This window comes from Curtobacterium sp. ODYSSEY 48 V2 (assembly GCF_023712625.1).
Classification (GTDB): domain Bacteria; phylum Actinomycetota; class Actinomycetes; order Actinomycetales; family Microbacteriaceae; genus Curtobacterium.
In genome coordinates this window covers 419,130-431,811 of record NZ_JAMAXX010000002.1, presented here as the reverse complement: position 1 = coordinate 431,811, position 12,682 = coordinate 419,130, and the positions used below count along the sequence as shown (strand labels likewise).

The window sequence follows — 12,682 nt, the reverse complement described above, 5'->3', positions numbered from 1 at the left end:
GGCGTGCGTGAGCCGATGCGCTCACCCCCGGCACGGGGCCGGGTGTGGAGGGGCGAGGCCCGGGGCGCGTCCTGCGGACGCACCCCGGGCCTCCCGGCCGACTAGCCGACCGACTGCGAGACCTGGTCCTGCGCGGTCTGCAGGGCCGTCTTGATGTCGCTGTCGGACACCGTGCCGCCTGTGGCGATCTTGGCGAACATGTCGTTCATCGCCTTGCCGACCGTCGACTCGAACTGGTCCTCGGCGGGCACCAGCGGGAGCGGCTTCGCCTTGTTGTTGTAGATGTCGAGGAACGTCTTCGTCTGCTCGTCGGAGACCGAGTCGGCAGCCGAGGCGAGCACCGGCAGGGCCGAGTACGGCTTGTCGAGCGTCGTCTGGGTGTCCTCGCTCGTCATGTACTTGACGAACTTCAGCGCACCGTCCTTGTTCTTCGTGTTCTTGAAGACCGACAGGTTGATGCCGGCGGGGAAGGAGGCGATGTCCTTCGCACCCTCGGGTGCCGGGAAGGGCACCACGCCGAAGTCGTCGGCGGACATGCCGTTCGACGTGATCGTGGCGTTGGCGTTGTTCTGCGTCAGCATCATCGCGGCCTTCTTGTTCGCGAAGTCCGACACCGCCTGCGTGCCGTTGTCGTACTGCGCGTTCGAGGTGTTGACCGCCTTGTCGGACTGCATCAGGTCGAGGTAGCGCTTGATGCCGTCGACGTTCGCCTTCTGGGTGAAGGTCGGGTTGCCGTCCTCGTCGAACCACTCGCCGCCGTTCTGCGCCGAGTTGATGAAGGCGAAGTGCGCGTTCTCGGTGTACGAGCCACCGGCGATGGTGAAGCCGTACTTGCCGTCGGTGGTGAGCTTCTTCGCGTCGGCGGTCAGCTCCTCCCACGTGGTGGGTGCCTCGAGGCCGGCGTCCTTGAACATCTGCTTGTTGTAGTACAGGCCGTAGGCGAGGCCGTAGAGCGGGACGCTCGTGACGGTCTTGCCCGGAGCACCACCGGTGGACAGCGCGACCTTGCCGAACTTGTCGGCACCGCCGATCGCCTCCATCTCCGAGTCACCGAACTCCTGGAAGGCGCCGGTGGCCTGGAGCGACGTCGCCCAGGTGTTGCCGATGTTGACCACGTCCGGGCCCTGGCCCGAGGTGACGGCGGTGGTGATCTTCGTCTGCAGGTCGTTCCAGCCGATGACCTGGAGGTCCACCTTGATCCCGGTCTCCTTGGTGAACTTCTCGAGGACGGGGGTGAGCACCTCCTTGTCGTTCTGCAGGGACGTGCCCTGGTTGGACGCCCAGTACGTGAGCGTCTTCGAGTCGCCGGAGGAACCGGACGACCCGGAGGAGCAGGCCGCCAGGCCGGTCACGGTGAGTGCCGCGGCCGCGGTGATGGCCAGTGCGCGGATGGCAGTGCGCATGACTCTCTACTTTCTCGTCGTTGAGATGGTGCGAAGGGGTGTACGTGTCGGGTGCTGCTGTGTGCGTGCCGGTCGACGTCGCCGTCACCGGCGTGCGGGGTCGTCCCGATGCCCTGCCCGGGTGTGCCGTCGTCCGCGGACGGACGCCGGCGCGTCCGGTCAGGACAGGGTCGACTCCGCGGGGTCCCAGCCCTCGGGGAGGGTCGGGGAGGGTGCGACGGTGCTCTCCACGAGCACCGTCTCACCACGTTCTGCCGCCTCGGCGATGGAGACCATCACGTCGAGGACGTGGAAGGCGAGGTCGCCGGGGACCCGGTTCTCCTCACCCGCACGGAGGGAGCGGGCCAGGTCGACCACGCCCGTCCCCCGCGAGTAGGTGGACCCGACGGCGGGGATCGTCTCGGGCTCGTCGGCGCCGAGCACGTACAGCTCGGTGTCGCCGTCGAAGTCGTTCGGGTCCGGGAACACGACGGTCCCCGTCTCCCCCGCGATCTCGACGAAGCCGGTGCGGCCACGGTCGGACTCGAACGAGAACACGCTCTGCGCGCTCCCGCCGTCCTCGAACTGGATCAGCGCCGAGTGGTTCGTCGGCACGTCGACGGGGAACTCCGTCCCGGCCTTCGGACCCGAGCCGATCGTGCGGGTGGCACGGGACTTCGAGGCGGTGGCGGTGACCTTCGCGACGGGTCCGAACGCCTGCACCAGGGTGGTGATGTAGTACGGGCCGATGTCGAACAGCGGGCCGGCGCCGTCCGCGAACAGGAACTCGGGGCTCGGGTGCCACGACTCCGGGCCGGGGCTCTGGAAGAGCGTCAGACCGTTCAGCGGCGTGCCGATCCGACCGTCGCGGATCGTCCGGAGGGCGGTCTGCAGTCCGGCGCCGAGGAACGTGTCCGGCGCGACGCTGACGGTCCTGCCGGCAGCGCGCGCCGCGTCCCGGAGCTCGGCCGCGCTGGAACGGTCGAGCGCGTAGGGCTTCTCGCCCCAGACGTGCTTGCCCGCGGCGAGGGCGCGGAGGGCGACCTCGACGTGCGCGGCCGGGATGGTCAGGTTCACGACGATCTCGACGTCGTCGTCGGCGAGGAGCTCCTCCACCGATCCCGATCCGGCGACGCCCCACTTCTCGGCCTGGGCGGCGGCACGTGCCTCGTCGATGTCGGCGATGAACCGGACCTCGACGTCGGGGAAGACCGTGAGGTTCGACAGGTACTGGTCGGAGATGACCCCGGCCCCGATGACGCCGACCCCGACCGGGCCGGTGCGGCGCGCGGCGTCGTCGGACTGCTGCGCGCCCGCCGCGGTCGTCGTGTCGGTCATGCGCGGACCCCCTGCAGGAACGTGTACGAGTCGGCGACGGCCTGGAACACGTCGCCCTCGTGGCCGTCGAGCTCGACGACGTGCTGGGCGTCCGGCGCCGCGGCGACGATGTCGCGGATCGGCATGACGCCGTTGCCCACCGCGACCTGCTTCTCGTCGTCGTGCGAGCCGTCGCCGTCCTTGACGTGCAGGAACTGCACCTTGTCGCCGTACTTGCCGAGGATCGCGACCGGGTCGTCGCCACCGACCGTCACCCAGTAGGTGTCGAGCTCGAGGACGACGTCGTCGGACAGCGCGTCGGCGAAGACCTCGTAGGCGCTCACGCCGTCGATGCGGTTCGAGAACTCGAACGCGTGGTTGTGGTAGCCGAGCACGAGTCCGTGGTCGGCGGCGCGGGGAGCCAGTGCGCTGAGTTCGCGGGCGACGGCCTCGACGTCCTCGCGGGTCGTCCAGCGGGCCTCGTCGATGTGCGGGTCGATGAGCGTCCCCAGCCCGACGGTGACGCTGGCGTGGAGGATGCGCTCGAGGTCCTGCTCCCCGGCGTCCAGCAGACGGGCGTGGCCGCTCGGTGCCTGCAGGCCAGCGGCCGCCAGGGCGTCGCGCAGTTCCTCGGCGCGGTCGACGAAGTCGAAGGCCTCGACGTTCGTGTAACCGATGGACGCGATGCGCTGGAGCGTGCCCGGCAGGTCCGCCGAGAGGGCGTCCCGCACCGTGTAGAGCTGGACCGACAGGGGTTGTGTCACCAGGGGTTCTCCTCGTCGAGATGGTGGATCGTCAGTGATCGAGCGTCACACTATGGCCGCTTCTGTCGGCGGTCAAGCAGAAGTTGCGAAGTCCTCGACAGTCTTCGTTGCGTGGCGCGTTCGATGTGTGCTTCACTCCCGACATGATCGACTTCACCCGGACGGCAGCGTCGCCGCCGGTCGGAGCGAGCGAACTCTTCCAGATCCTCCGCGACGGTGTGCCGCGGACCCGGGCGGAGCTCGCCGCCCTGACGGGACTCGCACGCTCGACGATCGCCGTGCGCCTGGACGCCCTCGTCGAGGTGGGGCTCGTGGGCCCCGTGGAGACCGCCGCGTCGACCGGCGGCCGTCCCCCCGCCCAGGTCGCCCTCGTCCCGCGCGCACGCCTCGTCGTGGCCGCCGACCTCGGTGCCTCGCACGGGCGGGTCGCCGTGACCGACCTCGTCGGGGCCCCGCTGGCGACGCGAGAGGCCGCGATCGACATCGCCGCCGGCCCGGTCCCCACCCTCACGTGGCTGGTCGAGACCGTCGACGAACTGCTCGACGAGGTCGGTCGGCGGCGCGACGACGTCGTCGCGATCGGCATCGGCGTCCCCGGCCCGGTCGAGTTCTCCACCGGGCGCCCGGCGAACCCGCCGATCATGCCGGGCTGGGACGGCTTCGACGTCCCCGGCTGGTTGCGCGGCCACGTCGCCGCGCACGTGCTGGTCGACAACGACGTGAACATCGCCGCGCTCGGCGAACGGGCGTACGGCTGGCCGGACCTGGACCACCTGTTGTTCGTGAAGGTCGCGACCGGCATCGGCTCGGGCATCGTCTCCGACGGGCAGCTCCGCCGGGGCGCGCAGGGCACCGCGGGCGACATCGGTCACGTGCGCGTGTCCCGCGCGGGCGACGTGCCGTGCCACTGCGGCAACACCGGCTGCCTCGAGGCCGTCGCCTCCGGCCCGGCCATCGCCCGCGCCCTGCGGGCGAAGGGCCACGACGTGCACACCAGCGGCGACGTCATCGACCTGGTGAACCGGTCGGAACTCGACGCGATCGGGGCCGTCCGACAGGCCGGCCGGGACATCGGCGAGGTCCTCGCGACCTGTGTCTCGCTCGTCAACCCGTCCGTGATCACGCTCGGCGGCTCCATCACCCGTGCCGGGGAGCACCTGCTCGCCGGTGTCCGCGAGGTCGTCTACGCCCGCTCGATGCCCCTCGCCACCGAGCACCTCGTGATCGCGCAGTCCCGTGCGGGCTCCGTCGCCGCACTGCAGGGCGCAGCCGTGCTCGCCCTCGACTACGCGCTCTCCCCCGCCGGCGTCGACGAGCTCGTCGCCCCCGCCGAGGGCCGTCAGCTCGTCTCCTGAGGGCGGACCGCCGCGCGCGTCGGTTCGCGCCGTGTCGGCCCGCGGGGTGACAATCGTCCGGTGACGATCGTGCAGCCCACCCTGTGGGGCGACCTGGACCCCGGTCTGGAGGCCCTCCCCGCCTCCGCCGCGCCGGCCACGTCCGCCGTGCGGTCGGCTGCACGCGACGCTGCTCCCGTCGGTCGTCCTGCCGCGGGCCCGCGGTCCACGCCCGGTGGCCACGACGCGTTCACCGCGCTCCGCGGGCACACCGAGCGGATCGTCGCGCACTCGTCCGACCGGGTGGCGTGGCTCCGCGCCCGCGCGATGGGCATCACCGCGACCGACGTCGCACGGCTCGCGTCGCTGCGCGCGGTCGAGACCGTCGTCGCCGAGAAGCGGTACGGCTCCCGGTTCTCGGGCAACGCCTGGACCGAGCACGGCAAGGACCGTGAGCCCGTGATCGCCGCCTGGGTCGCGGCCACGCACGGCATCGAGCCGTCGGCCCACCTCTTCCACGCGAGCACGAACCGCGCGCACCTGGCGACCCCCGACGGCGTCGGCCACGACGCGTCGGACCGACTCGTGCTCGCCGAGATCAAGACCACGGGCAAGGGCTGGCGGAGCATCCCCCGGCACTACCTGCGCCAGGTCTGGTGGCAGCAGTACGTCCTGGGGGCCGACCGCACCCTGTTCGTGTGGGAGCGCCACGACGACTTCGTGCCCGTCGCCGACGAACCCGAGTGCCGGTGGGTCGACCGCGACGACGACCAGATCCGCGGGCTCGTCCAGCTCGCGGACCTCGTGCTCGACAAGCTCCGGACGTTCCGGGTCTAGACCCGCAGCAGACGCAGCCGGCTCATCCCCACCACGAGGATCCCCATGAGCCCGATGAACACCGCGACGCCGAGGCAGTACAGCGCCACGACGCCGTAGCCCTGCGCAGGGTCCAGGAACGGGTACGGGACCCACCCGTCGGTCGCGCCGCGGACGAGCACCACGACGAGCCAGACCGCCGGGTAGACCAGGAACCACCAGACGTGCCGGAGGAGCAGCCGCGCCCGGTCGGAGAACACCAGCCAGTCGAGCACGGCGTACAGCGGGATCACCTTGTGCAGCACGTCGTTCGACCACGGCACCGTGTTCGACACCGAGGCCCCGACGAGCAGCGTGTTGTAGACGACGCCCGTCGTGGCGATGTACACCGTCGCCGCACCCCGGAACCCGGTGAGCAGCAGGTTGCTGCGCTGCCGTCGCGCTGCTGCCACGAGGGTCAGCGCGAAAGCCACCGCGACGATGAGGTTCGACTGGATCGTGAAGTAGCCGAAGAAGTTCCAGAACAGGTAGTCCGGCGTCCGGGAGGTCACGAGCCACTGCGCGACGACCGCGGCGACGACCGCGATCACGGCGACGAGCCGGAGGGAGTTCACGAGGGTCCGCACGAGGCCACGGTATCCGGTCGGACCCCCGGGAACGCAGGAGGACCCGCACCGATCGGTGCGGGTCCTCCTGAGCTGATCAGTCGATCAGATGGCGTTGACGTCGAGCGGGATGCCCGGTCCGAACGTCGTCGAGACGGCGCCCTTCATGATGTAGCGGCCCTTCGACGCGGACGGCTTGAGGCGGACGATCTCCTCGAGCGCGGCCGAGATGTTCTCGTCGAGCTGCTCCGGCGTGAACGAGGCCTTGCCGACGACGAAGTGCACGTTGGCGTGCTTGTCGACGCGGAACTCGATCTTGCCGCCCTTGATGTCGTTGACGGCCTGCGCCACGTTCGGGGTCACGGTGCCGGTCTTCGGGTTGGGCATGAGGCCACGCGGGCCGAGCACCTTGCCGAGACGACCGACCTTGCCCATGAGCTCCGGCGTCGCGACGGCGGAGTCGAACGCGGTGTAGCCCTCGGCCACCTTCGCGATGAGCTCGTCGCCACCGACCTCGTCGGCACCGGCGGCGATGGCGGCCTCGGCCGCAGCGCCCACGGCGAAGACGATGACGCGGGCGGTCTTGCCCGTGCCGTGCGGCAGGATGACCGTGCCGCGGACCATCTGGTCGGCCTTGCGCGGGTCGACGCCGAGCTTCAGCGCGACCTCGACCGTGGAGTCGGTCTTCGCCGAGCCGGTCTCCTTCGCGAGGGCGACTGCCTCGGTCGGGGTGTAGAACTTGTCGGCCTCGATCTTCGCGGCCGCGGCCTGGTAGGCCTTGGACTTCTTCGCCATGGTGTTCTCCTCAGGAGCTACGTGGTTGACGAGCCGGCGAGGCTCTCCCACGGAAAGGGGTCGGGGTGTGTGGGGCGCTGAGGCTTACGCCTCGACCGTGATGCCCATCGAACGAGCGGTGCCGGCGATGATCTTCGCGGCCTGCTCGATGTCGTTGGCGTTCAGGTCGGCCTGCTTGGTCTCGGCGATCTGACGGACCTGGTCCATCGAGATCTTCGCGACCTTGACCGTGTGCGGGGTCGAGGACCCCTTCTGCACACCCGCGGCCTTCTTGATCAGCTCTGCGGCCGGCGGGGTCTTGAGGACGAACGTGAACGAACGGTCCTCGTAGACGGTGATCTCGACCGGCACGACGTTCCCGCGCTGCGACTCGGTCGCGGCGTTGTACGCCTTGCAGAACTCCATGATGTTCACGCCGTGCTGACCGAGCGCAGGACCGATCGGCGGGGCCGGGTTGGCGGCGCCCGCGTTGATCTGCAGCTTGATGAGGCCCGTGACCTTCTTCTTCGGTGCCATGTTGTGCTTCCTCCTGGAATCGAACGCACGGGGATCCGTGCACTCTCCCGCTGGCCCGGCGGATCCGGACCGCGGTGAAGCCCCGCATGCCACAGCACGCGGGGCCAAACCTCAGTAGCGTACTACAGCTTGGTGACCTGGTCGAAGCTGAGCTCGACCGGGGTCTCGCGCTCGAACAGCGAGACGAGGACGGTGAGCTTGCCGCTCTCCGGCTTGATCTCGGAGATCGAACCCGGCAGGCCCGCGAACGAGCCTTCCTTGATGGTGATCGTCTCGCCGATCTCGAAGTCGACCTCGGCCTGCGGCTGCGCCTGTGCGGCACCGCCGGACTTCGCGCCGCCCTTGGTCGGTGCGGCCTCGGCGACCTGCACGAGCGACTTCAGCATGCCGAACGCCTCGTCGAAGCGGAGCGGCGTCGGGTTGTGGGCGTTGCCGACGAAGCCGGTGACACCGGGGGTGTGGCGGACGACCGACCACGAGTCCTCGTTGAGGTCCATGCGGACGAGCACGTACGAGGGGATCCGGACGCGGGTGACCAGCTTGCGCTGCCCGTTCTTGATCTCGACGACGTCCTCCATCGGGACCTCGACCTGGTAGATCGAGTCCTCCATCGACATCGAGATCATGCGGTTCTCGATGTTCGACTTCACGCGGCGCTCGAAGCCCGCGTAGGAGTGGATGACGTACCACTTGCCCGGCTTCATCCGCAGTTCGGCCTTGAAGGCGTCGTACGGGTCGACCTCGGCGGGCTCGTCGTCGACCTCGTCGGCGTCGAGGGCCTCGTCCGCGGCGAGCGTCTCGTTCGCCTCGGCTGCGGAGGCGTCCTCGAGCTCGGTCTCCTCCTCGTCCTCGACCGCCTCGACGGCGGCCTCGGCCTCGTCGGCGGAGTCGATGTCGAGCGCGTCGTCGACGACGGCGTCCGCCTCGGGGTCGCGGGACTCGGCCAGCGCCGTGAGCGCCTCGTCGATGGAGGTGTCCACCGTGCCGTCGTCCGGCTCGTCGCTCGTCCCGAGGGACTCGGCGTCCTCGTCCTCGACGGAGATCGCACGCTCCTCGGCGGACTCGACCGAACGGCCCTCGGCGGTCTCGACGTCGCCTTCCTGGTTCTCCTCGACCTCGGAGGACTGCTCGGCAGCCGTGGCGAGGTCGATGTCGTCGCGGGAGTAGTCAGACACTGCGGTTCTTTCCGTTCGGTGGTGCGGATCGGGTGAGTGGCCGGAGCGGTTCGCGTCCGTCGCCGTCTCGGGCGACCGTACTCCTGTCGGGGTCCGGCCAGGTGAACGGACGCAGCAGGCCAGCCGTCAGGCCGGTCGGCGACGGGTCAGGCCGTGGGACCGTTGCCGAAGACGTAACCGACGCCGAGACCGAAGACGAAGTCGAGGATCGACACCAGGATCATCATCACGACGACGAAGACGAGCACGACGCCGGTGTAGCTGAAGAGCTCCTTGCGGGTCGGCGTGACGACCTTGCGGAGTTCGCCGATGACCTGGCGGATGAAGAGGACGACGGCAGCGATCGGGCCACCACGCTGAGCACGGTCGGCCTTGGCCTTCGCGACGACGTCGTCCGCCGTCGTCTCCATGTCCTTGCTCGCCACCTTCACACCTTCCAGACTTGCAGGGCGGACAGGACTCGAACCTGCAACCTGCGGTTTTGGAGACCGCTGCTCTACCAATTGAGCCACCGCCCTGTAGGGGTCGGAACCCCCTGGGGCACGTCCCGTCACCGTTCCGTGCGCCGGTGGTCGAGTGTACGGGAGTCCGTCACACGCTGTCCACTCGGCCGCTCCCTCCGGCGTGCCGCGCCGGTAGGCTGGCGGCCGTGAGCACCGCAGCCCCCGGCCCCGAGTCCACCGCCCCCGAGACCGCGACGGACTCCGTCGCCGCGACCTCCGACCGTCCGCGCATCGCGTCGCGCATCGCCGCGATCGCCGAGTCCGCGACGCTCAAGGTCGATGCGAAGGCCAAGGCGCTCAAGGCCGCCGGTCGTCCGGTGATCTCGTTCGCGGCGGGCGAGCCGGACTTCGCGACGCCGCAGCACGTGGTCGACGCCGCCGTCCTGGCCGTCCAGGACCCCGCGAACCACCGCTACACGCCGGCGACGGGCCTGCCCGAGCTCAAGCGGGCGATCGCCGAGAAGACCGCTCGCGAGTCCGGCGTCACCGTCGACCCGTCGCAGGTCATCGTCACCAACGGCGGGAAGCAGGCCGTCTACCAGGCGTTCCAGACCATCGTGGACGAGGGCGACGAGGTCCTGCTGCCCGCTCCCTACTGGACCACCTACCCCGAGGCGATCCGCCTGGCCGGCGGCGTCCCGGTCGAGGTCTTCGCGGGCAGCGACCAGGACTACCTCGTCACGGTCGAGCAGCTCGAGGCAGCGCGCACGCCGAGGACCAAGGCGCTGCTGTTCTGCTCGCCGTCGAACCCCACCGGCTCGGTGTACTCGGCCGAGCAGACGAAGGCCATCGGCGAGTGGGCGCTCGAGCACGGCATCTGGGTGGTCAGCGACGAGATCTACCAGGACCTGGTCTACGACGACGTCGCCTTCACGGGCATCCTCGACGCGGTGCCGGCCCTCGCCGACACCACGATCCTCGTCAACGGCGTCGCGAAGACGTACGCCATGACCGGGTGGCGCGTCGGGTGGTCCATCGGCCCGGCCGACGCCGTGAAGGCCGCGTCCAACCTGCAGTCGCACCTGTCGTCGAACGTGGCGAACGTGTCGCAGCGTGCCGCGATCGCAGCCCTCACCGGCCCGCAGGAGCCCGTCGCGGCGATGCGCGAGGCGTTCGACCGCCGCCGTCGCGCCATCGTCGAGGGGCTCAACGCGATCCCGGGCTTCGTCACCCCGACCCCGAAGGGCGCCTTCTACGTCTACCCCGACGTCACGGCGCTCCTCGGCCGCGAGTGGGCGGGGTCGACCCCGACGACCACGCTCGAGCTCGCGGACCTGATCCTCGAGCACGCCGAGGTCGCGGTCGTCCCGGGCGAGGCCTTCGGTCCCTCCGGCTACATCCGGATGTCCTACGCGCTCGGCGACGACGACATCGCCGAGGGCGTCCGGCGGCTGGCGGCGTTCTTCTCCGCGTAGCCCCCTCCGCAGCACGCAACGTGGGCGGTTCCGCGCAGCGCTTGACCGCTGCGCGGAGCCGCCCACGTTGCGTCTCGCGAGACTGCGACGGCCGGGAGGCGCGGCGACCGTCCGGTGGTCAGCTCGCGCCGAGCAGGTCCCCCACCACGACCGGCTCCGGGACCAGCGAGACGCCGAAGCGGTTCAGGACGGTCACCTGGACGTACCGCGCGAGCTCGGCGACCTGGGCTGCGGTGGCACCCCCACGGTTGGTCAGCGCCAGGGTGTGCTTCGACGAGATCGCGGCGTGCGACCCGGGGACCGTGTACCCGCGGTGCACCCCCGCGTGCTCGATGAGCCACGCGGCGCTGAGCTTCACGTCGTCGCCGGCCGGCCAACGAGGGGCCTCCGGCGGCAGCGTCTCGGCGAACCCGGCCGACACGATCGGGTTCGTGAAGAACGAGCCGGCGCTCCACGTGTCCGGGTCGGCGTCGTCGAGCACCATCCCCTTGGACGACCGCAGGCGCAGCACCGTCGTCCGGATGGTCATCGGGTCCACCGGGGTGCCGAGCTCGACGCCGAGCGAGCCGGCCAGCTGGGCGTAGCGGACGGGCACGCCCTCGACCACGGTGGCGCCGAGCCGGAACTCGACCGTCAGCACCACGCCTCGTCGCCCGTGCTTGAGCGTCGAGGTGCGGTAGCCGAGCGCCAGCTCGGCCGCGTCCACCCACGCGCGTTCCCCCGTCGACGCGTCGAGGAACTCGATGCGGGAGAGCACGTCGGAGAGCTCGACCCCGTAGGCGCCGATGTTCTGCACGGGGGCGGCACCGACCGTGCCCGGGATGCCGCTGAGGGCCTCCAGGCCGGTCCAACCGTTCTCGACGGTCGTCGCGACGAACCGGTCCCACGGTTCACCGGCCGCGACGCGGACGGTGACGCCGTCCTCGTCGGGCTCGGCGTCGACACCGCGCGTCCGGACGAGCACGACGGTGCCGGCGAAGCCGTCGTCGGCGACGAGCAGGTTGCTGCCGCCACCGACGACGAGCCACTCGTCGTCCTGCCACGCGGTGTGCGCGTGCGCGACGAGCTCGTCGGTCGTGTCCGCGACCAGGAGCGTCGCCGCAGGACCTCCGACGCGGAACGTGGTGAGGTCGGCCAGTCGCGTCGACACGGTCAGCGGAACACCACCGTGACCTGCGCCTTGCCGAGCACGGTCTGCCCGGCGGCGGTCACGGTGAGGTCGATGCGCTGCGGACGCCCCTGGTCGTCGACGGTGCCGACCTTCGCGACGACGCCGACGGTCGCGCCCTGCTCGGGGTCGACGACGACGGGGCGGGTGAAGCGGACGCCGTAGCGCTGGACCCAGCCGCGGTCGCCGAGCCACTCGGCGACGGGCTGGACGGCGAGCCCCATCGTCAGCATGCCGTGCGCGAGCACGCCGGGGAGCCCGACGGAGGCGGCGACGTCGTCGCGGTAGTGGATCGGGTTGAAGTCGCCCGAGGCACCGGCGTAGCGGACGAGCGCGTCGCGGGTGAGGTGGACCTCGCGCTCGGCGACGACGGTTCCGACCTCGAGCGCGGTGGCGGGTGCGGTGGTCATGCGTCGTCTCCTCGGACCACGAGGGTGGAGGTCGCGGTGACGACGTGCTCCCCCGAGGCGTCCTGCATCGTGCTCTCGGCGGTCACCATGGCGTTGCCGCCGAGGGTCTTCACGCTGGTGACGGTGAGCGTGGCGGTCAGCTCGTCGCCCGCGACGATCGGCCGGTCGTAGGTGAAGGACTGCTCACCGTGCACGACACGGGAGAAGTCGATGCCGGCGTCCGGCTCGGCCAGGAGCTGGGCGAGCGTCGCCTCCTGCACGACGACGGCGAAGGTCGGCGGGGCGACCACGTCGGTGTAGCCGGCGGCGCGGGCGGCGTCGGGCTCGTGGTGGATCGGGTTCGTCGCGAACACGGCACGCGAGAACTCGCGCACCTTCTCACGACCGACCAGGTAGGGCTGGGCCGGCGGGAACGTCCTGCCGACGAGCTCGGGGTTCACTGACACGCGTGGGAGTCTACCGAGCACGCTCGACACACGCCC

14 protein-coding genes and 1 tRNA gene are annotated in these 12,682 nt (G+C 70.6%); 3 read left to right on the top strand and 12 right to left on the bottom strand.

Annotated features, from left to right (window positions below; genetic code table 11):
- Window positions 1–101: 101 nt before the first annotated feature.
- The 3 genes from M3666_RS04785 to M3666_RS04775 form a co-directional block, all read right to left on the bottom strand.
- Window positions 102–1,403, bottom strand: coding sequence for a sugar ABC transporter substrate-binding protein (locus M3666_RS04785; RefSeq protein WP_066655227.1), 1,302 nt, complete (start codon window positions 1,401–1,403; stop codon window positions 102–104).
- Window positions 1,404–1,562: 159 nt separating this feature from the next.
- On the bottom strand, window positions 1,563–2,720 hold the full coding sequence (locus tag M3666_RS04780; RefSeq protein WP_066655228.1) for a Gfo/Idh/MocA family protein: 1,158 nt from the start codon (window positions 2,718–2,720) through the stop codon (window positions 1,563–1,565).
- Window positions 2,717–3,463 carry a sugar phosphate isomerase/epimerase gene (locus tag M3666_RS04775; RefSeq protein WP_251154619.1) on the bottom strand — a complete coding sequence of 249 codons (747 nt, stop codon included), beginning with the start codon at window positions 3,461–3,463 and terminating at the stop codon, window positions 2,717–2,719. Before M3666_RS04775 ends, M3666_RS04780 begins: the two co-directional genes overlap by 4 nt.
- A gap of 143 nt (window positions 3,464–3,606) precedes the next feature.
- On the opposite strand from M3666_RS04775, the gene M3666_RS04770 reads away from it, so the two are divergent.
- Window positions 3,607–4,818, top strand: a complete 1,212-nt coding sequence (locus tag M3666_RS04770; protein ID WP_251154618.1) for an ROK family transcriptional regulator — start codon at window positions 3,607–3,609, stop codon at window positions 4,816–4,818.
- Window positions 4,819–4,878: 60 nt separating this feature from the next.
- Window positions 4,879–5,634, top strand: coding sequence for a YqaJ viral recombinase family protein (locus M3666_RS04765; RefSeq protein ID WP_308301825.1), 756 nt, complete (start codon window positions 4,879–4,881; stop codon window positions 5,632–5,634).
- On the opposite strand, the gene M3666_RS04760 is transcribed toward M3666_RS04765, so the two are convergent.
- From M3666_RS04760 to M3666_RS04735, 6 genes are all read right to left on the bottom strand, one after another.
- The gene (locus tag M3666_RS04760; protein ID WP_251154617.1) at window positions 5,631–6,239 is read right to left on the bottom strand and encodes a Pr6Pr family membrane protein; all 609 of its coding nucleotides are present in this window, start codon (window positions 6,237–6,239) and stop codon (window positions 5,631–5,633) included. The two genes, M3666_RS04765 and M3666_RS04760, sit on opposite strands and share 4 nt — an antisense overlap.
- Window positions 6,240–6,323: 84 nt before the next feature.
- The gene (rplA, locus tag M3666_RS04755) at window positions 6,324–7,013 is read right to left on the bottom strand and encodes a 50S ribosomal protein L1 (protein WP_066655236.1); all 690 of its coding nucleotides are present in this window, start codon (window positions 7,011–7,013) and stop codon (window positions 6,324–6,326) included.
- An 84-nt stretch (window positions 7,014–7,097) separates the two neighbouring features.
- Window positions 7,098–7,529, bottom strand: a complete 432-nt coding sequence (rplK, locus tag M3666_RS04750) for a 50S ribosomal protein L11 (protein WP_017888638.1) — start codon at window positions 7,527–7,529, stop codon at window positions 7,098–7,100.
- Between the two features lie 122 nt (window positions 7,530–7,651).
- Window positions 7,652–8,704, bottom strand: coding sequence for a transcription termination/antitermination protein NusG (gene nusG, locus M3666_RS04745; RefSeq protein ID WP_209685055.1), 1,053 nt, complete (start codon window positions 8,702–8,704; stop codon window positions 7,652–7,654).
- Window positions 8,705–8,850: 146 nt separating this feature from the next.
- Window positions 8,851–9,129, bottom strand: coding sequence for a preprotein translocase subunit SecE (gene secE / locus M3666_RS04740; protein ID WP_066658449.1), 279 nt, complete (start codon window positions 9,127–9,129; stop codon window positions 8,851–8,853).
- Window positions 9,130–9,149: 20 nt separating this feature from the next.
- Window positions 9,150–9,222, bottom strand: a tRNA-Trp gene (locus tag M3666_RS04735).
- Between the two features lie 215 nt (window positions 9,223–9,437).
- On the opposite strand from M3666_RS04735, the gene M3666_RS04730 reads away from it, so the two are divergent.
- Window positions 9,438–10,622: a pyridoxal phosphate-dependent aminotransferase gene (locus M3666_RS04730; RefSeq protein WP_066658451.1), complete on the top strand. Its 1,185-nt coding sequence runs from the start codon at window positions 9,438–9,440 to the stop codon at window positions 10,620–10,622.
- A gap of 118 nt (window positions 10,623–10,740) precedes the next feature.
- Here the strand turns inward: M3666_RS04730 and M3666_RS04725 are convergent, their stop codons facing one another.
- From M3666_RS04725 to M3666_RS04715, 3 genes are read right to left on the bottom strand one after another with little or no spacing between them, the layout of a single operon-like run.
- Window positions 10,741–11,778 carry a UDP-N-acetylmuramate dehydrogenase gene (locus tag M3666_RS04725; protein WP_066658454.1) on the bottom strand — a complete coding sequence of 346 codons (1,038 nt, stop codon included), beginning with the start codon at window positions 11,776–11,778 and terminating at the stop codon, window positions 10,741–10,743.
- A complete protein-coding gene (locus tag M3666_RS04720; protein WP_066655238.1) occupies window positions 11,775–12,200 on the bottom strand; it encodes a MaoC/PaaZ C-terminal domain-containing protein in 426 nt (141 codons plus the stop codon). The genes M3666_RS04725 and M3666_RS04720 overlap by 4 nt, the downstream gene beginning before the upstream one ends.
- The gene (locus M3666_RS04715) at window positions 12,197–12,646 is read right to left on the bottom strand and encodes a MaoC family dehydratase N-terminal domain-containing protein (RefSeq protein WP_081984962.1); all 450 of its coding nucleotides are present in this window, start codon (window positions 12,644–12,646) and stop codon (window positions 12,197–12,199) included. The genes M3666_RS04720 and M3666_RS04715 overlap by 4 nt, the downstream gene beginning before the upstream one ends.
- Between the last annotated feature and the right edge of the window lie 36 nt (window positions 12,647–12,682).